The 18,254-nt window shown below is 39.4% G+C and carries 16 protein-coding genes; 12 read left to right on the forward strand and 4 right to left on the reverse strand.

All coding sequences use genetic code 11. The annotated features are described in order from the left end of the window. The first annotated feature begins 768 nt into the window (after nucleotides 1-768). The 9 genes from B2906_RS07015 (at nucleotide 769) to B2906_RS07055 (ending at nucleotide 9,916) form a co-directional block, all read left to right on the forward strand. Nucleotides 769-1,398 carry a hypothetical protein gene (locus B2906_RS07015; protein WP_219958194.1) on the forward strand — a complete coding sequence of 210 codons (630 nt, stop codon included), beginning with the start codon at nucleotides 769-771 and terminating at the stop codon, nucleotides 1,396-1,398. 63 nt (nucleotides 1,399-1,461) lie between these two features. Beyond that, a complete protein-coding gene (locus B2906_RS07020) occupies nucleotides 1,462-3,894 on the forward strand; it encodes a heavy metal translocating P-type ATPase (RefSeq protein WP_219958195.1) in 2,433 nt (810 codons plus the stop codon). Nucleotide 3,895: 1 nt separating this feature from the next. Next, the gene (gene ccoS / locus B2906_RS07025; protein ID WP_144602290.1) at nucleotides 3,896-4,081 is read left to right on the forward strand and encodes a cbb3-type cytochrome oxidase assembly protein CcoS; all 186 of its coding nucleotides are present in this window, start codon (nucleotides 3,896-3,898) and stop codon (nucleotides 4,079-4,081) included. Beyond that, nucleotides 4,074-6,200: a cytochrome-c oxidase, cbb3-type subunit I gene (gene ccoN / locus B2906_RS07030; RefSeq protein WP_219958196.1), complete on the forward strand. Its 2,127-nt coding sequence runs from the start codon at nucleotides 4,074-4,076 to the stop codon at nucleotides 6,198-6,200. Before ccoS ends, ccoN begins: the two co-directional genes overlap by 8 nt. An 11-nt stretch (nucleotides 6,201-6,211) precedes the next feature. Continuing rightward, nucleotides 6,212-6,397 (forward strand): CcoQ/FixQ family Cbb3-type cytochrome c oxidase assembly chaperone, encoded by a 186-nt coding sequence (locus B2906_RS07035; protein ID WP_091654736.1) that lies wholly within the window; start codon nucleotides 6,212-6,214, stop codon nucleotides 6,395-6,397. Further along, nucleotides 6,394-7,320: a cbb3-type cytochrome c oxidase N-terminal domain-containing protein gene (locus tag B2906_RS07040; RefSeq protein WP_219958197.1), complete on the forward strand. Its 927-nt coding sequence runs from the start codon at nucleotides 6,394-6,396 to the stop codon at nucleotides 7,318-7,320. The genes B2906_RS07035 and B2906_RS07040 overlap by 4 nt, the downstream gene beginning before the upstream one ends. A 42-nt stretch (nucleotides 7,321-7,362) precedes the next feature. Next, nucleotides 7,363-8,784 carry a cytochrome c oxidase accessory protein CcoG gene (ccoG, locus tag B2906_RS07045; RefSeq protein WP_219958198.1) on the forward strand — a complete coding sequence of 474 codons (1,422 nt, stop codon included), beginning with the start codon at nucleotides 7,363-7,365 and terminating at the stop codon, nucleotides 8,782-8,784. A gap of 2 nt (nucleotides 8,785-8,786) precedes the next feature. Then, a complete protein-coding gene (locus B2906_RS07050) occupies nucleotides 8,787-9,215 on the forward strand; it encodes a FixH family protein (RefSeq protein WP_219958199.1) in 429 nt (142 codons plus the stop codon). Beyond that, a complete protein-coding gene (locus B2906_RS07055; protein WP_219958200.1) occupies nucleotides 9,212-9,916 on the forward strand; it encodes a sulfite exporter TauE/SafE family protein in 705 nt (234 codons plus the stop codon). The genes B2906_RS07050 and B2906_RS07055 overlap by 4 nt, the downstream gene beginning before the upstream one ends. On the opposite strand, the gene hemN is transcribed toward B2906_RS07055, so the two are convergent. Next, a complete protein-coding gene (gene hemN, locus B2906_RS07060; protein ID WP_286936441.1) occupies nucleotides 9,917-11,275 on the reverse strand; it encodes an oxygen-independent coproporphyrinogen III oxidase in 1,359 nt (452 codons plus the stop codon). A gap of 237 nt (nucleotides 11,276-11,512) precedes the next feature. On the opposite strand from hemN, the gene B2906_RS07065 reads away from it, so the two are divergent. Further along, on the forward strand, nucleotides 11,513-12,604 hold the full coding sequence (locus B2906_RS07065; protein WP_286936447.1) for an alkane 1-monooxygenase: 1,092 nt from the start codon (nucleotides 11,513-11,515) through the stop codon (nucleotides 12,602-12,604). Here the strand turns inward: B2906_RS07065 and B2906_RS07070 are convergent. Genes B2906_RS07070 through B2906_RS07080 form a run of 3 tightly spaced genes read right to left on the reverse strand, consistent with a single transcriptional unit; the run spans nucleotide 12,593 to nucleotide 15,387 of the window. Beyond that, on the reverse strand, nucleotides 12,593-13,636 hold the full coding sequence (locus B2906_RS07070; RefSeq protein WP_091654723.1) for a vWA domain-containing protein: 1,044 nt from the start codon (nucleotides 13,634-13,636) through the stop codon (nucleotides 12,593-12,595). The genes B2906_RS07065 and B2906_RS07070 overlap by 12 nt on opposite strands. Further along, entirely contained in the window at nucleotides 13,617-14,516 is a 900-nt protein-coding gene (locus B2906_RS07075) for a hypothetical protein (RefSeq protein WP_286936460.1), read from the reverse strand. Before B2906_RS07075 ends, B2906_RS07070 begins: the two co-directional genes overlap by 20 nt. Continuing rightward, nucleotides 14,509-15,387, reverse strand: a complete 879-nt coding sequence (locus B2906_RS07080; protein WP_219958205.1) for a DUF58 domain-containing protein — start codon at nucleotides 15,385-15,387, stop codon at nucleotides 14,509-14,511. The genes B2906_RS07075 and B2906_RS07080 overlap by 8 nt, the downstream gene beginning before the upstream one ends. Before the next feature lie 107 nt (nucleotides 15,388-15,494). Here B2906_RS07080 and B2906_RS07085 point away from each other — a divergent pair, with 107 nt between their 5' ends. Beyond that, nucleotides 15,495-15,845: a DUF4296 domain-containing protein gene (locus B2906_RS07085; RefSeq protein WP_091654717.1), complete on the forward strand. Its 351-nt coding sequence runs from the start codon at nucleotides 15,495-15,497 to the stop codon at nucleotides 15,843-15,845. Further along, nucleotides 15,845-18,232 (forward strand): endonuclease MutS2, encoded by a 2,388-nt coding sequence (locus B2906_RS07090; protein WP_286936469.1) that lies wholly within the window; start codon nucleotides 15,845-15,847, stop codon nucleotides 18,230-18,232. Before B2906_RS07085 ends, B2906_RS07090 begins: the two co-directional genes overlap by 1 nt. Nucleotides 18,233-18,254: the final 22 nt, after the last annotated feature.

Raw genomic sequence — 18,254 nt, forward strand, 5'->3', positions numbered from 1 at the left:
CCGCTGGGGTTTTTGTGTTTTAGAGCTACAGAGAAGCGAGAGGCTGGAAAGGATGAAGGCTGAAGTCAGAAAGCTGAAAGAACGGACTGCTGGTTATTCGTTCCAATGAAGTTTATTCAGTTCAGGGATAGTAGGCAGCATTGAGTAGGCAGTAGGCTTGAAAGGATGAAGGCTTAAGTGGGAAAGCTGAAAGAACGGACTACTGGTTATTCGTCCCAATGAAGTTTATTCAGTGCAGGAATAGTAGGCAGCATTGAGGAGGCAGTAGGCTGGAAAGGATGAAAGCTGAAGTGAGAAAGCTGAAAGGGCGGACGGAATTCTGGTTGCTCTTCAAATAAATTTTTTTCAGTTCAAATACACTAGGCAGTTTTGAGTAGGCAGTAGGCTGGAAAGGATGAAGGCTTAAGTGGGAAAGCTGAAAGAACGGACTACTTGTTATTCGTCCCAATGAAGTTTATTCAGTTCAGGGATAGTAGGCAGCATTGAGTAGGCAGTAGGCTTTAAAGGCTAAAGTGTAAAAGCTGAAATAATTAAGGCTAGCTTTGAATTTTTTCCAAAAACCCGACAACTAATAACTAATAACTCAATAACCAATAACTTTTTATTTTAGACATAAGCTTTACTCATCACTTTTTTCAATAACAAACTCATTTCACTAAACATCTTCCAGATTTTTCCAAACTGATTTTTATCATGTTCTGTCGTGGGAATGGTCAGATTTTCCCATTAGCATAACTCCTAGTTTTGATTATTGAAAAAAATCAGAACATGGAACTGAAAACCTCCTACGCCCAAAAATTTCACCTCCCTTCCGAATATTTGAAAGAGTTTCATTGCTCTGTTTTGGAAGCTGGATTTTGGCCTGCCAAAAAGGAGAGTATTTCCTGTGATCTTACCCAAGAAGAACCGAGCTTAATTAGCGTGGATCTTCATAAAGTGTTGGATTGGTTGCATGGAAATGAGCTACCAAAACCTCTTGAAAAGGAAGTATGCGAAATCCCTGTCTTACTTTTTGTTCCTGACTTTTCCACTGCTCACCTTCTATTCCATTATGATGGATCACCTAGCTCCGCGAGTTTAATCAAGCATTTTATACAGCTTTTTAAAAAGCAAATTTCAACAAGCAAAGCCACTATTATTTCGCCTTGCTTTATCCCAAAATCCAAAATTAAAGAAGAACAGGAGTTAATCGAGCTTGTTTCCAATTCTACTCGGGAAACGAGCTTTATCAAATTTAATTTTTCCAGGATTGGGGACTTTTGGTCTTATGCTGTCAAGCATGATTGTAGCCTTTTAGTGACTACAAAAAGCTATCAAGCTGATCTCGCAAAAGTTCTATTCCACTTTTATAAAGGATCTCGGTGGTCTGATAAACTTTCTTTCTACCTGTCACTATAAGCCCTTAAAAAAAACTGAGTTTGATCATGCTTCAAGTATCTAATCACCACTAATTCAAAAACTTTGAAAAAGCCTGCAACCATAAATCTTCCAGCTGTTAAATGCTATCACTGTGGTGAACCATGTGAAAATGAAAATTTTCTATTGGAAGAAAAGCAGTTTTGCTGTCATGGTTGCAAGTTGGTGTATGAGGTTTTGGCAGAAAATGATTTATGTAATTATTATAACATAGAAGCTTTTCCGGGAGAAAGCCAAAAATCACAAACTGGGAAAAGCAATCGGTTTGACTATCTGAATGATGAAGAAACAGCAAGGAATCTCCTTGACTTTCAAAATCAAGAGCAGAGCCATGTTACTTTTTTTATTCCATTAATCCATTGCGCATCCTGTATCTGGTTGTTGGAAAACCTTTTCCACATTCATTCGGGCATTATATCCTCTAGGGTTGATTTCATAAAAAAGAAAGTTCAAATCAAGTTCTCCAATCAGAAGCTAAGTCTCAAAGAACTTGTTGAACTGCTTTCAGCCATAGGATATGAGCCAAGAATCAATTTGGCTAATCTTGAAAAAAAGCAAAAAAACTATTCGGATAATAGGATTGTCAAAAAGCTGGCAGTAGCGGGGTTTTGCTTTGGAAATATGATGCTCTTTAGCGTTCCTGAATATTTCTCTGAAACTGTTTTAATCGCCGAAAATTTTCGAGGACTTTTTAATTACCTAAATGTGGTATTGGCGCTGCCGGTAGTGCTCTATTCTGCGAATGATTATTATATATCTGCTTGGAATTCCCTGAGACTGAAGAGAATCAATATGGATGTTCCAATCGTATTGGGAATCATTGCCTTGTTTTTTTATTCCCTTTGGGAAATTTTAATTGCGGGTAATGCTGGCTATATGGACAGCTTGGGAGGGTTATTGTTTTTCCTTCTATTAGGGAAGATTTACCAGCAAAAAACCTTTGCTACTCTAGAGTTTGACAGAGATTACAAATCCTATTTCCCAATAGCTATAACCCGACTTTCTCAGGATGTGGAAGAAGTGATCCCGCTGCGAAAACTAGAAGTGGGAAACCTCATCCGTGTCAGAAATGAAGAACTTATACCGGCTGACTCTATTCTTTTAAGTGAATCAGCCAATATTGATTACAGTTTTGTGACTGGTGAAGAGGTACCTGTTCCGAAGAAAAAAGACGACTTGATTTTTGCTGGGGGAAGACAACTAGGAGATCCTATTTTATTGACTGTTCAAAAATCTCCTTCTCAAGGTTACTTGACTGATTTATGGAATAATGAGGCTTTTGAAAAGAAAAAAGATAAGCTTTTAGAACCGCTGTCAAACAAGATTTCGGCTTCTTTTACTTGGATTGTTATTTTCATCTCAGTCTCAGCTTTACTTTTTTGGTCCTTTACTGATTTTTCAATTGCCGTAAAAAGTTTTGTCTCTGTATTGATTGTGGCTTGCCCATGTGCTTTGGCAATGTCTACTCCATTTACCTTAGGCAATACGCTTCGAATTTTTGGTAGGGGGAAATTCTATTTGAAAAATGCCAGCGTAGTAGAAAGGCTAGCTCTGATCGATACAGTAGTCTTTGACAAAACGGGAACGCTCACATCTCCTAGTCAAGCAAAAATAAATTTTCATGGCGAGCTTCTTTCAAATGAAACAAAATCTCTGATCAAGTCTCTGGTTTCTAAATCAGCCCATCCATTAAGTATTAGAATCAATCAATGGTTAGGGAATATTTCTGTTTTGGAAATAGAAAACTTTGAGGAAATCAAGGGAAATGGCTTGAGAGCCATCTATAAAAATCAGGAAATAAAAATTGGCTCTAGTGATTTCACCGGTTCTAAGAATGGAGAATTAGAAGAGTTTGGCAACCTAGTTTTCTTTCAGGTTGAGGGAGTGACAATAGGCTATTTTCATATCCAGTCTGGCCTGAGAGAAGGGTTGGAAGATGTGGTGAAGGCTCTCCGAGGAAAATATGAAATCCATGTATTATCTGGAGATCACCCTCATGAATTGGGTTCATTGAAAGCCAAGCTTGGGAAGGACATCCAATACAACTTTTTGCAAAGCCCAAAGGATAAAATGAATTATCTGAGGGACTTGAATACATCAGGTAAGGAAACGCTGATGATTGGTGATGGGCTGAATGATGCGGGGGCTTTACAGGAGAGCAATGTTGGAATAGCAGTCACTGATCAGGTCAGTCATTTTTCGCCTGCAAGTGATGCCATCCTGAGTTCAGATTCTTTGAGAAGCATATCCGATTATCTGGGTTTCGCAAAGCAGTCTAGAAATATAATCAAAGCAAGTTTTGGATTAAGCCTTCTCTATAATGTAGTGGGAGTTAGTCTTGCTGTTCAGGGGCTACTAAGTCCAGTGATTTGTGCTGTTTTGATGCCAGTGAGCAGTATATCCGTGGTGTTATTTACTACCCTCAGTACTAATATCCTGGCGTGGAAAAAAGGTCTAATTATTCAAAAATCGACATAATATGGAAGTAATATTTCTATTGATAGCCATCAGCTTAATTCTCGCCGTGACTTTCCTTTGGCTCTTTTTCAGAGCAATGAAGGATGGTCAGTTTGATGATGATTATACCCCATCAGTTCGAATTCTATTTGATTCTCATAAAAAAGCAACAAAAAAACAATCAACAAAACCTAAGTCCTATGAATGATGCTACGCTGGAACGGTTCCATTACGACAATAAGATTGTCAAATATTTTGGAGCTGCTACGATTATTTGGGGCCTGGTAGGCATGCTGGTGGGGGTAATAGCCGCTACCCAGCTATTCCTCCCCGAGGCCAATTTGGGCAATCCTTACACTACGTTTGGAAGGATCAGACCTCTGCATACTAATGCAGTCATCTTTGCCTTCGTTGGAAATGCAATTTTCGCCGGAATTTATTATTCCATGCCAAGATTGCTCAAAACTCCAATGTGGAATAAAGGGCTGAGTTGGTTCCACTTCTGGGGTTGGCAGCTGATAATTCTAGCTGCTGCTATTACACTCCCATTGGGTTTGACCACTTCAAAAGAATACGCTGAACTGGAGTGGCCAATTGATATTGCCATAGCCTTAGTTTGGGTTGCATTTGGTGCCAATATGATTGGAACCTTATTCAAGCGAAGGGAAAGACACATGTATGTGGCCATTTGGTTCTATTTGGCATCTTTTATTACGGTAGCTGTACTTCACATTTTCAATTCCTTGGAACTTCCGGTTTCATGGACAAAAAGTTATTCAGCTTATGCAGGTGTACAGGATGCCTTGGTGCAATGGTGGTATGGACATAATGCCGTTGCATTTTTCCTGACTACTCCATTCTTGGGGCTCATGTATTACTTTCTACCAAAGGCTGCCAATAGACCTGTTTATTCTTATAAGCTTTCTATCGTCCATTTCTGGTCTTTGATTTTTATCTACATGTGGGCAGGGCCTCACCATTTACTCTATACTGCTCTTCCTGAATGGGCTCAAGTATTGGGGACAGTATTTTCAGTAATGTTGATCGCACCTTCCTGGGGAGGTATGGTGAATGGTCTTTTAACATTGAGAGGTGCTTGGGATAAAGTGAGGAATGAACCTGTACTCAAATTCATGGTGGTAGCCGTTACAGCCTATGGAATGTCCACGTTTGAGGGACCAATGCTTTCTTTGAAAAATGTCAATGCTATCGCACACTATACAGATTGGATCGTAGCACACGTCCACATAGGAGGTTTGGGTTGGAATGGTTTCTTGACCTTCGGTATGCTGTATTGGATGTGGCCAAGATTATTCAAAACCACCATTTATTCTCAAAAATTAGCTAATACGCATTTCTGGATAGGTACTCTAGGTATTATTTTCTATGCCCTTCCTATGTATGTTGCTGCCTTGACTCAGTTTTTGATGCTGAGAGAGTTTGATGAAATGGGAAGGTTGGCTTATGGAAACTTCCTTCAGACGGTAGTGGAGCTTGTGCCTATGTATATCTTGAGAGCATTGGGTGGATTACTCTATCTCATCGGTGCAATTATTATGGTATACAACATGTATAAAACAGCCCAAAAGGGAGTATTTCAAGAATATGAAGAAGATCAGGCTCCAGCTTTGGCACCTTCCTATAATGCAACAGGCGAATTTTGGCACCGTGCATGGGAAAGAAAGCCTATTTTCTTTACAGTCTTGGCGACCATTGCTATAGCCATAGGGGGAGCTATTGAAATTATTCCAACCATATTGGTTGAATCCAATGTCCCAACTATTTCCTCGGTTAAACCTTACACTCCATTGGAGTTGGAGGGGAGAGACCTTTACATCAAAAATGGATGTGTAGGTTGCCATTCTCAAATGATCCGGCCATTTAGGTTTGAGACTGAACGTTATGGAGAATATTCCAAGGCTGGAGAATTTGTCTACGATAGACCATTTTTATGGGGTTCCAAACGAACTGGTCCTGATCTTCACAGAGTAGGAGGGAAATACCCAGATTCCTGGCATTACTTCCACATGCAAGATCCATCCTCTATGTCTCCGGGCTCATTGATGCCTCCTTACCCATGGATGACAGAGAACATCATGGATTATTCGGATTTGCCTGCGAAGATCAGAACTCTCCAAAAACTGGGTGTCCCATATCCGGAAGGGTATGATGAGAAGGCGATGGAAGATTTGGACGTTCAGGCAAATCGTATCGTTTCCAACTTGAAAGAGGCAGGTGTAGAAACACTTCCTCATACAGAAATAGTGGCCATGATTGCCTATTTGCAGCGATTGGGCACAGATATCAAAGCTACAGCAGAAAATTAAATCAGGAAATCATGTATAAAGAAGTCTTAAGATCTATAGAGAATATTGAAATCTATCCAGTGATTTCCTTACTCATATTCGTTTTGTTTTTCCTTGGAGTGTTCTTTTGGGTATTTCGGATGCCAAAGGATTTGGAGGACCACATGAAATCTCTTCCTATGGAAAATGATGATCATTTAACCAGTGAACAGCCATGAAAAAGTTAACCTTGAGTTTAGCATTATTAGCCCTTGCAAATTCTAATTCATGGGCACAAACAGCAGAGTCCAATTGGTATATCACCCTTCAATCCATGGATTCTGGCCAGATAACCCTATTAATCATCCTTGGAATAGTGCTTCTGGTTATCGTTCTACTACTGATATTGATGGTTTACCTTATGTATTTCATGGTGGCAGTCTTGAAAAAAGAGAATCCCGAAATGGCAAAAGAACCGAGTTGGTGGGAGAAATTTAAAGAGCGTTTTGTGACAGGGAAATTGCCAGAGGTAGGAAGTAAGGATGAAAAAGCCAAAGTCATGGCGGATCATTCTTATGATGGGATAACCGAACTGGACAATTTTATGCCTCCATGGCTGCAATGGGTATTTATTCTGACAATCGCATTTGGAGTTGGGTATTTCGTGAACTACTCTGTTTTGGGCATTGGAAAAACAGGAGTTGAAGAATATGAGGAAGAACTTCAATTAGAAGCAATAGCTGCGGAAGCACGAAAGGCCAATATGATGGCATCTATTGACGAAAGTAGTGTGGTGTTTGATGAGTCAGGAGCTGCTTTGAGTTCTGGTAAATCCATTTTCGAGGCAAATTGTGCTGCTTGCCATGCCTCTGACGGAGGTGGGGGTGTTGGTCCAAATCTGACAGATGAATATTGGATACATGGAGGAAGCATCCAAGATGTATTTAAAATTGTAAAGTATGGAGTTGTAAGCAAAGGAATGGTTCCTTGGGAAGATCAATTATCACCGGTTGAGATTCAGCAAGTATCCAGCTTCATTTTGAGTCTTAAGGGTTCGACTCCAGCAAACCCAAAAGATCCTCAGGGAGAATTATTTGTCCAAGAAACAATCCAACCAGAAGAATTAGCTTCTGATAGTACAGCGATCATCACTTTAAATTAATTAAGGCTGCCAGGCTAGAAATCTGGCAGCCATACTCCAAATATGGCTAAGAAGAACCCTCATACTAATCCAGAAAACTTTCGTGATGCTTTGGCAACTGTCAAAGAGGATGGGAAGAGGAACTGGGTGTATCCCAAAAAAGTATCAGGGATATTTTACCGATATAGAACCTATCTATCATGGCTCTTATTGGCTATTTTATTTACGGGGCCATTTATTCAAGTTGATGGAAGACCATGGTTGCTATTCAATATTTTTGAAAGGAAGTTTATCATTTTCGGAGCTGTGTTTTGGCCACAGGATACTCACTTACTGATTTTCCTCCTATTGATTTTCATGGTTTTCATCATCCTGTTTACAGTCATTTTTGGAAGAGTCTGGTGTGGGTGGGCTTGCCCTCAAACGCTCTTTATGGAAATGGTATTTAGGAAAATTGAATATACCATAGAGGGGGATGCCAATAGGCAAAGAACCCTCAATGAGGGACCATGGTCAGTAGAGAAGATAGTTAAGAAAGGAGTAAAACTGCTTGTTTTCGCAATTATTTCATTACTGATAGGCCATTTAGTCATGGCATATTTGATTGGAGTTGATCAAGTAAAAGAGATTGTCTCTCAGCAACCAACCCAAAACATGGCCGGATTTGTCGGGTTATTGGCTTTTTCAGGAATTTTCATGTTCGTGTTTACCTGGTTTAGAGAGCAGGCCTGTCTTGTTGTCTGTCCTTATGGGAGGCTTCAAGGAGTGCTTTTGGATGATAATTCTATCAATGTCATGTACGATTACGTCAGGGGTGAACCAAGAGGGCCTTTGAGAAAAAGTCAAGCTGAAATTTCACCCAAAGGTGATTGTGTGGATTGTAGCCTTTGCGTTCAAGTTTGTCCAACTGGCATAGATATCCGAAATGGAATTCAAATGGAATGCGTCAATTGTACAGCCTGCATCGATGCCTGTGACGAAGTGATGCTAAAAGTAGATAGGCCTAAGGGTTTGATTAGGTATGCATCCGAAAATAGTATTCAGAAAGGCGTGCAAAAACTAATGACCACCCGAGTAAAAGCCTATTCTTTGGTTTTGATTGTATTGATTCTAGGTTTTGTTTCTCTGATAGCGACAAGGGAAGACCTTGAAGCAACAGTCACCAGATTTCCGGGGATGACCTATCAAATGCGAGACAATGGAACTGTCTCAAATCTTTATCAAATCACTCTTATTAATAAGACATTTCAGGAGCAGTCTGTAAACCTGCAGTCTTTATCGGAAGATGTATCAGTTGAATTGGTAGGTACATCAAATTTGGTGTTGCAACCACAGTCAAAGGTCGAAGGAAGATTTTTTCTGGTCAAAAACCAGACAAAAGTGAGTGTCCCTCAGGAAAAAGTGAATTTATCATTGATTCACGAAGGAGAAGAAATAGATCAGATTAATACAAGTTTCATGGCTCCAGTAGCCAAAAAGCAATAATTATGGATTGGGGAAAAGGTATTCTATTAGCCATTATTGGATTCATTGTCATAATCATGACCATGGTGGTTATATCTGTCCGAATGGAAGGGATAGAGTTGGTTACTGAAAATTATTATGAGGCCGAAATCAACTATCAAGATCAAATAGATAAAGAAAAGTCCACATTGACTCTTGAAAGAGAAGTGCTTCAGTTTGATGCGGAAAATCAAAGCCTCTTTTTAGATCTTCCGGTGGGAGCAACGGGCATACTTCACTTATTTCGACCTTCGGATTCTAAACTGGATCAGAAATTAACAGTAGAAATAAAAGAAGAAAATGAGAAGACAGTATTTATTGGAAATCTTCAAGCTGGTTATTGGAAAGCTCAATTGAGTTGGCAAGAAAACGGGGAATCATATTATCAGGAAAAGAAAATCTCTTTAAAATGATTTGGACAGCTTTAGCCCTAGGTTTTTTGAGCTCATTTCACTGTGTGGGAATGTGTGGGCCTATTGCTTTGGCTATTGGAAATTCAGGCTCTAATCAGTTCTTATGGAATAAAATTTTTTATAACCTGGGTAGAAGCTTCACCTACGCTTTTTTGGGATTGATTGTCGGGAGCATAGGATTCAGTCTATCCCTTGCAGGGTTTCAGCAGGGCTTTTCTATCCTGATTGGTTTATTTCTAATTTTCTTATCATTGCTTTTCAGGCAATCTGAAAATATTTCGTCTCTAGGTATCTTAAATGACCTTGTAAAATGGGTGAAAGCACAACTCTCGTTTTACCTTAAAAGAGGTGGGGCTTTGGCTTTTTTTGGAACTGGATTGGCAAATGGACTATTGCCCTGCGGAATGGTTTATTTAGCCTTGGTAGCTGCTTTGGGATTTCAAAGCCCAATATATGGAGCTATTTATATGTTTTTCTTTGGACTGGGCACCATGCCTTTATTGATGGCATTGATGCTTTCAGGTAAATTCCTTTCTATGAGTAAAAGAATACAATTCCAACGAGTCATTCCCTACCTGGGAGTGATCATTGGAATTGTATTTATTTTTCGTGGACTAGGCCTTGGAATCCATCTTTTAAGTCCTGATTTGCAAGTGTTCAATTATGGATCCCAACAGGTGGAAATTACCATGTGCCGCTAATTAGATAGCTTTACTGAAGGAGAAAACCTCCTCTTGTCTATGTTGTAGCCGCAAATCAAACTGCATGCAGATGATCCGAATAAAGGCTATACCTAATTCTGTAATCTGAATAGTTTTACCCATTATATTTATCATACCCTCGATCTCCATATCCCTTAAATTTTCAAGGCTGGAATCTGACAATTGAGACCAGATATTTACTGGAACAAAAGCAGCTTGTTTACATATCAAGTCTAAGATAATTTCTTTTACCAACAGGTCTTCCTCTGTAAGGGAATGTCCTTTTACAATTGGCCAATTTGCTTTGGAAATTTCATTTTGGTAAAGTTCGACTGACTTTTGATTTTGAGCATAGGCAATATAAATGTCAGAGATGCTACTAGCTCCTAATCCTATTAAAATTTTTGATTTGGAAGTGGTGTAGCCCATGAAATTTCGGTGGAGTTTTCCACTTTGTCTAGCTAGATTCAGTGGATCTTTTGGTAAAGCAAAATGATCCATTCCAATTTCCGTATAGCCCATTTTGATCAAAAGGCTTTTGCCTAATTCGTAGAGGCTCCGCTTTTCAATTTCATTGGGTAAGTGGGATTCATAACTTCTTTGAGCAGGGAAAGAAGTAGGTACGTGGGCATAGGAGTAAAAAGCTATTCTGTCGGGTTTTAATTCTTGGACCGCCTTGAAAGTACAGCTTAAAGTTTCTTCATTTTGATAGGGAAGACCATAAATCAAATCAAAATTTATGGATTTAAATCCAACTGATCGGGCATTCTCCACAGCTTCTTGTACCCGCTCAAAAGGTTGAATTCGATTGATGGTTTTCTGCACCAAAAGATCAAAATCCTGAATCCCGAAACTAACTCGATCAAACCCCAATTCTGCCAGTTTCTTCAAATGCTCTAAGCTGGTATTATTGGGATGACCTTCAAAGCTGAATTCTTTTCCCGGTAATATTTCACAAGATTCAATGAGTTTTTTTAGGAATGTGAAAAGATTTTCTGCAGAAAAAAAAGTGGGGGTTCCACCACCCAAGTGAATAGCTGCCAACTTCGGTTTTTCATGGAAAATGTTCAAATAATTTTCCCACTCTTTCAATAAACTTTCTAAATATGGATTTTCTACATCATGGTTTTTTGTGATTCTTTTGTTACATCCACAATAGGTACATAGACTTTCGCAAAATGGTAAGTGGATATATAAAGATATTCCTTCCTCCTTTCCATATATCTGGAATGCTTGATCAACTAATTGAGACCAATGGTTGGGTTGGATGTTATTTTCCCAAAGCGGAACAGTAGGATAGCTGGTATATCTTGGTGCTGGTGAGTTATACTTTTGAATTAATTCTGGCTGAATTGTCATAAGAAAATAATTTTTTCAAATGTCTGATTCTTATGGCCAGTAAATATTGACACAGGTAAGTCGGAAAACTGATAAAAATCATTTTGTGGTTTTTCCAAAAATAGTTTCAAAGTGTATCGATTGGGGATCCTTCTGCTAAGGAATGAGATCGGTTATTTCATCCTTTGTTTTTATGAGAAAAGCAGCTATTCCAAAGATGAAGGAAAAAGAGTAAATTGTTCTATCAGCAAATGAGAAATGAAAAATCTTAAAAAGATCGGTTTTTTTAGTGCTTTAATTCTTCCTGTATTATTTATTCTCGGATTTTACCTGGGAGGTATTGGCCTTTTTATAATTCATGTATTTGTTTTTGTACTGGTTCCATTGATGGATTTTTTGGTAAAAAAAGACAGTACTAACGTTCCCAAAGAATTTATTTCAAAAGTTGCCAAAGAGCGCTTTTATAAAGTGGTGACTTTTGGATGGGTATATGTTCAATTAGCAGTTTTAATTTGGGCCTTTTTCCAGGTTTCTAAAGTCGATTTTAGCTGGTGGGAATGGCTAGCTTTTACCAGTGGAATGGCTTTGATCACTGGAGGGATTGGAATTACAGTAGCCCACGAGTTAGGTCACAAAGCTGAAAAATTGGAGCAGTTATACGCAAAGATATTATTGATGTGTGTTTGCTATATGCACTTTTTTATCGAGCACAATCGTGGTCATCACGTTAGAGTAGCTACTCCGGAAGATCCGGCAACAAGTAGATTTGGGGAAAATTTTTACCGTTTTTGGTTCAGGTCTGTAAAGGACGGGTATTTGAGTGCTTGGAAACTAGAAGCCGAAAGATTGAAAAAGAAAAGCATTCCTCTTGCTTCCTGGAAAAATCAAATGATTCAGTTTACTCTTTTACCGATTATTTTTATAGTTCTAGTTACAGGAGGCTTCTCTATATTTTTCGACAGGTTGATTTGGGAACTCCCTCTATTCTTCTTGGCTCAAAGTATTTTGGGTTTTAGTTTACTTGAAGCTGTTAATTACTTGGAGCACTATGGAATGGAAAGGAAGAAATTGGCCAATGGTTTTTATGAAAAAGTCACCCCATTACATTCTTGGAATGCCAATCATACTGTGAGTAATTTTTTACTCTTTCAACTCCAGAGACATTCGGATCATCATGCATATGCCTACAAACCTTATCAGGTCTTAAATCATTATAAAGAAAGTCCACAGTTGCCGGCTGGATACTCTGCGATGATCTTGGTAGCCTTTTTTCCACCTTTATGGTTTGCTATGATGGACCCATTGCTCCAAAACTGGAGAGAAAAAACCTATCGGGAATCAGTCCAATAGGAAGTTGTTTAGGAAACTGCTTTTGAGGACCATCCAGAAGAAGAATAAAAGAATCCCCCAGAACAAATACACCCTGTAGTAATCGGTAGTTTCCCTATAGCGGTTTTCCATGATTTCGGTTTTCTCCAAACTGTCGATCTGGTCAAAAATACCTTGTAATGCATTGCCATCGGAAGCTCTGAAAAACTGAGCGTCAGTTAGTTTGGCTATTTCCCTGAGCGTTGTTTCATCTAGGTAACTTTCGACCATTTGTGGTCTGCCAAAGAAATCAGTTCCATAAGGAACCATCCCATCTTTACCTACCGCAATGGTGTAGATTTTAATTCCTAAAGCGGAGGCAAGTTGAGCTGCAAATAATGGGTCAACATTTCCCGCATTACTTTCACCATCACTGAGCAAAATCATCACCTTGGAAACGGATTCAGCCTCTTTCATACGGTTAGTGCCTGATGCTATGGCAGAACCTATAGCCGTACCTTTAGCTTCCATCATATTGAAGGAAATTTCGGAAATCAACTCGGTCAATAGCTTGTAGTCATTGGTCAATGGAGCCAGAGAATAGGCTTCTCCTGCGAAGACTACCATTCCGATTCGGTCTCCAATTCTCCCGCTGATAAAATCTATAGCAGTTCTTTTGGCTGCTTCCAATCGATTAGGACTGAAGTCCTGCAAATCCATGGATTCAGAAATGTCCAAAACCAGCATGATGTCTATACCCTCCGTGTATTGTTCCACCTTTTCATTGCTCCGCTGAGGTCTGGCCAAAGCGATCACGATCATGAAAAGCGCTAGAAGGAAAAAACCAGTTGGAATCAATCGCAAGTAGGTCCAAGGATTGTTCTTGGCTATTCTTTTAGGTAGGGAAAGTTCGAGAACAGGGTTTTTCAAAAATTTGATAAACTTCCTGATCAGCATAAAAAGAGGAATTATCCAAATCAAATTGAGAAGGATAGGGTTTTCCCATTCGTAACTTTTAAAGGTCTCTGGCAAAAACCAAGACCAGCTAAAGAACTCAGTGATTTGCTCTAACATGCTTGATTTTGCTTAACTTTTCATGAAGTTTTTCCTGAGCTACCTCCAACAGGTAGTCAGATGCTTCTTGTATTTCTGAAGTTTTTCCAGCGTAAATAATCATTTCAATACTTCGTAGAGAACTGAAAATTCTGATGTCTTCCAGCTTTTCTCCAATTTCACTTGATGTCCACTCTTTTATTGGAAGATTGGTGATACTTTCCATGTATCCTTTCCACAAGCCAAGAAGCTCATCAGCTGCGTTCATGGAGTTTTCATTTTTTAGGTTTTGAGTGGCAGCAGCCCATCTCTTCTGGAAGCGCTTCCAACGCCTTTTTTCATTGCGTTCGTTCCATATTTTCTTAATTCTATCCGCAAAGAGCCAGAAGAACACACCTAATCCCAGGATGGCAATTAGAGCGATACCTCCAAATAACAGCCAATTCCATTTTTTCTCTATGGGTTGGTATACATTGTTTTCCTGAAAAACAAGCTGTTCGGGAATACTGTCCAAAGTCAATTTGAGTTTTAACTCAGCTTCTAGAGGAAAATGGGTTACACTATCGTATCGATTGAGCTCATAAACCGGTAGAGTCAAAAAAAGGCTTGGATCTAACTCAAAATTCGAAAGGTAATACACGGCACTGTCAACCGTCATTGATTCCTTAGTGCTCGAGATAAAAGTTTTCTTTTCAAGCAAAACAAATGGACTGAAATCATAGACAGAATCAGGAAAAATCAATTGCTTTTCCTTTGGGTAGCTGGCTTTCAAAACATAGCCTATCCTTTCTCCCAGTTTGGCAGAATCTTGAAGGAAATAGCCTTCTACCTTCACCTCCTGTGCGGAGACTTGAAGTAAAATTCCCAGAAATAGAATCAAAAACAGTAACCTCTTACCCACGTTTCATGCTTTTATTTCTGTACTTAAATAATTCAATCAATGGCATGACAATATCCTGCGTAGTGTCTATGGATAGATAGTTGATTTGATTTTTCTTGCAAATCTCTCTCAAATGATCTCTTTCGGTTGTAAAGGTTTCAGAGATTTTTCTTGAAAAGCTTCCAAAAGCTGTATTTACCCAAGTTGTCTTTCCTTTTTCTTTATCATAAACAGGGATAATTCCCAACGCGGGTAAAGCAGATTCTCTGGGATCAGTTAACTGAATCGCAACCAAGTCATGCCGTTCGGCCAATGCTCTGAAAGATCGTTCGTAACCCTCATCAATAAAGTCAGAAATCACCACGATAATGCTTCTCTTTTTAATCAGATTGAGCGTAAAGGTGAATAGGGCGTTTAGGTCAGTTTTCAGAGAGTTATTTTGATGGTCAAAAATCCCTCTGATCATTTTTACTCCCTGCTTTCCACCTTTTGATGGAAGGATGATTTTTTCTTTTTGATCGGAAAAACTTATTAAACCCACCTGGCTTCCTTCAAAAATAGCTGCCAGAGTCAAAACCCCTGCAATGACTTTGCCTTGGTCGATTTTTTTTTGACCCGGCTGACCTATATCCTGAGAACCGGATATATCCAGGAGAAAATAAACTGACTGTTCTTTATCTTCTTTGAAAGTTTTCACAAAGGTTCCATGACCTTTGGCAGAAACTTTCCACTCAATCGTCCTTACGTCATCTCCGTATTGATAGGGTCTCAAATCGTCAAATTCCAGTCCTGAGCCTTTAAATAAGGATTGGTATTCGCCTTGCAGGTGATTATTTGCCACCTTCCGGATCATAATCTCGTACTTTCTTAGCTTACTGAATAGCTGGTCCATGGATTGGTGATTTGAACCGCCTAAGTTATGCTTATCAGTTCAATTATAAAATTTCCCTTACAGGAAGGGTAGTAAGATTATCCGTTAAAAAAACCTAATTTTGGATTGTGAGACGATTATTAATTCTATTTCTTTTGATTTCTACGGCCCTTTCCTGCGGGAAATCCAATAAACCTGATGGGCTTTTGTCTGAGGATCAGATGGTCAGCGTTTTAATTGATATTCACCTGACTGAAGGAGTGGCCAGTGCTTTACCCATTCCTTATGACTCTTCACAAACTTTGTATAGGCTCTTAGAAAAAGATATTTTTTTAAAACATGATACCAGCGATTCGGTTTTTACCGAGAGCATGCGCTACTATTTGCAGTATCCTGAAAGAATGGATCAAATGTATGCCCGTGTGATAGATTCTCTAGTAGTAAGGGAATCCAATCCAACCAGTGAAGAAAAAATGTAATGCTATATCCTTCGAATTTAGAGAAGAAAATAAATTTCAAAAAAATCAAAGAGCTACTCAAGGCTGAATGCTCCTCTTCTTTGGGGATGGAGTATGTCGACAAGGTAGCTTTTTCTTCTGATCCGAAACTGGTTAATAAATTATTGGACCAGACTCAGGAGTTTTTGGATATTCTGATTTCAGGAGAGAGCTTTCCTGCTTCCAATTTCACCAACCTGAACCCCTATTTGGAAAAAGCCAAGCTTGAGGGAGCTTTTTTGGATCAGGAGGAATTTCATGAAGTCAAATTATCCCTGAATACGCTTCAGGGTTGCATCAAGTTTTTTTCCAAATACGGAGAATCCTATCCTGCTTTAAGTCAATTGCTGGGTTTGGTCTTGGATCTGGATCTGGGTTTGCTAAAAGCCATCGAATTGGTGGTTGATGAAAAAGGGCAGATCAGAAGCAATGCAAGTAAGGAATTGCAATTGATCAGAAATCAAATTATTTATGAGGAAGGCAGACTGCGAAAGGTCATGGATAGGATCTTCAAGGAAGCCCGAGCTAAAGGCCTAACACCTGAAGATTCTGCGATTACTATACGTTCTGGGAGAATGGTGATTCCCGTTGCTGCTGAGAACAAAAGGAAGCTGAGAGGTTTTATTCACGATGAATCTGCTACTGGTCAGACTGTTTTCATGGAGCCCGAAGAAGCTTTGGATATCAATAATGAAATCCGGGATTTGGAATACATGGAGAGGAGAGAAATCATCAAGATTCTCACCCAGCTGACAGATAGACTTCGGCCTTCAATTCCCGCTTTGAGAAAAGCGACTAATTACCTCGGCTTGATTGATTTTATCAGAGCAAAGGCCAAGTTTGCCCAGAAAACCGAAAGCGTCAAGCCTGTAATTGCCAAAGAAAGAACCTTGTCTTGGACTCATGCGAGACACCCGCTGTTGGAGATGGCGCTAAAGTCTCAGCAGAAGAAAATTGTACCCTTATCAATTCATCTGGAGGGGCAGAATCGCTTATTGGTGATTTCCGGTCCTAATGCAGGAGGAAAATCAGTAACCTTAAAAACAGTCGCTTTGCTTCAATATATGTTGCAATGCGGTATTTTGATTCCGGTTCATCCAGACTCAAAAAGCTCCCTTTTTGATAATTTCTTTATTGACATCGGTGATGAGCAAAATCTGGAAAATGATCTGAGTACTTACAGCTCACATTTGATGAGCATGAAGCATTTTACGCAGTTTGCCAATAAAAAAACAATCCTGTTTATAGACGAATTCGGTACAGGAACTGAGCCTCAGTTTGGGGGAGCAATTGCAGAATCCATATTATTAGCTCTCAATAAAGCTGGAGCTTTTGGCATTGTGACAACTCACTATGGTAACCTCAAACAAGCAGCCAACAAAAATCAAGGCTTAGTCAATGGTGCCATGCGCTATGATGTGGAAAAATTGGAACCCATGTACCAATTGGAGATTGGAAAGCCGGGCTCTTCTTTTGCGCTCGAAATTGCTTCCAAAATTGGGATTTCGAAGGAAATTCTGAATTATGCCAAATCCCAGATCGGTGAAGAGAGAGTGAGGTATGATAGACTTCTGACTCAATTGGAAAACGAAAAAAACCAATATTCAGGGCTCCTTACCGAGGTGAAATCCAAGGAAAAATTGCTTCAGACCAGGCTGAAGGAATACAATGAGCTAAAAGAAACTCTCGAGCAAACGAAAAAACGCTATATACAGGAAGCAAAACAGGAGGCCAAACGCCTATTGGACGAAACCAATAAGAAAATTGAAGCAACCATTCGGGAGATCAAAGAAGGAAAGGCTGAAAAGGAAGCTACCAAAAAGGTGAGGAAGGAATTGGAAAGCTTCAAAGAGGAAATTAAGCCGGAAAAAGTAGTGGTTAAAGAGCCGGGGATCACTGTTTTGGGAGGTAAAATTGAAACTGGCGACTGGGTTCGTTTGAAGGATAATGGGGCGATTGCCCAAGTTTTGCAATTGAGAAATAAAGAAGTTGATATTTCTATCGGAGAATTGAAGTCCACAGTGAAATTGTCTCGCCTTGAAAAAATCTCTCAAACTCAGGTTAAAAAGGAGACCAAAGCTTCAAGCACTAGGTCAGGGTTTAATACGAACCAAAAGATGATGGATTTTTCTCCCAACCTGGACTTGAGAGGAAAAAGAGGGGAAGAAGTTTTAAGCTTGGTTCAAACTTTTATTGATGAAGGATATATGCTTGGTGTGAAAGATTTGAGGATAGTTCACGGAAAGGGAGATGGAATTCTGAGAGAAATTACGAGGAACCTCCTTAGAACTATGGGGCCTGTCAAAAAAATGGAAGATGAACATGCAGACAGGGGAGGAGCCGGAGTTACTTTGGTGACATTGAAATAAAAAAAGGGGGCTCAAAGCCCCT

This window comes from Algoriphagus sp. UBA3586 (assembly GCF_002376385.1).
Taxonomy (GTDB): Bacteria; Bacteroidota; Bacteroidia; order Cytophagales; family Cyclobacteriaceae; genus Algoriphagus; species Algoriphagus ornithinivorans.

Coding starts and splice junctions, on each gene's coding strand:
- B2906_RS07015 (WP_219958194.1), top strand. CDS start 769: ATGGAACTGAAAACCTCCTACGCCCAAAAATTTCACCTCCCTTCCGAA.
- ccoS (WP_144602290.1), top strand. CDS start 3,896: ATGGAAGTAATATTTCTATTGATAGCCATCAGCTTAATTCTCGCCGTG.
- ccoN (WP_219958196.1), top strand. CDS start 4,074: ATGAATGATGCTACGCTGGAACGGTTCCATTACGACAATAAGATTGTC.
- B2906_RS07035 (WP_091654736.1), top strand. CDS start 6,212: ATGTATAAAGAAGTCTTAAGATCTATAGAGAATATTGAAATCTATCCA.
- B2906_RS07040 (WP_219958197.1), top strand. CDS start 6,394: ATGAAAAAGTTAACCTTGAGTTTAGCATTATTAGCCCTTGCAAATTCT.
- ccoG (WP_219958198.1), top strand. CDS start 7,363: ATGGCTAAGAAGAACCCTCATACTAATCCAGAAAACTTTCGTGATGCT.
- B2906_RS07050 (WP_219958199.1), top strand. CDS start 8,787: ATGGATTGGGGAAAAGGTATTCTATTAGCCATTATTGGATTCATTGTC.
- B2906_RS07055 (WP_219958200.1), top strand. CDS start 9,212: ATGATTTGGACAGCTTTAGCCCTAGGTTTTTTGAGCTCATTTCACTGT.
- hemN (WP_286936441.1), bottom strand. CDS start 11,275: ATGACAATTCAGCCAGAATTAATTCAAAAGTATAACTCACCAGCACCA.
- B2906_RS07065 (WP_286936447.1), top strand. CDS start 11,513: ATGAAAAATCTTAAAAAGATCGGTTTTTTTAGTGCTTTAATTCTTCCT.
- B2906_RS07070 (WP_091654723.1), bottom strand. CDS start 13,636: ATGTTAGAGCAAATCACTGAGTTCTTTAGCTGGTCTTGGTTTTTGCCA.
- B2906_RS07080 (WP_219958205.1), bottom strand. CDS start 15,387: ATGGACCAGCTATTCAGTAAGCTAAGAAAGTACGAGATTATGATCCGG.
- B2906_RS07090 (WP_286936469.1), top strand. CDS start 15,845: ATGCTATATCCTTCGAATTTAGAGAAGAAAATAAATTTCAAAAAAATC.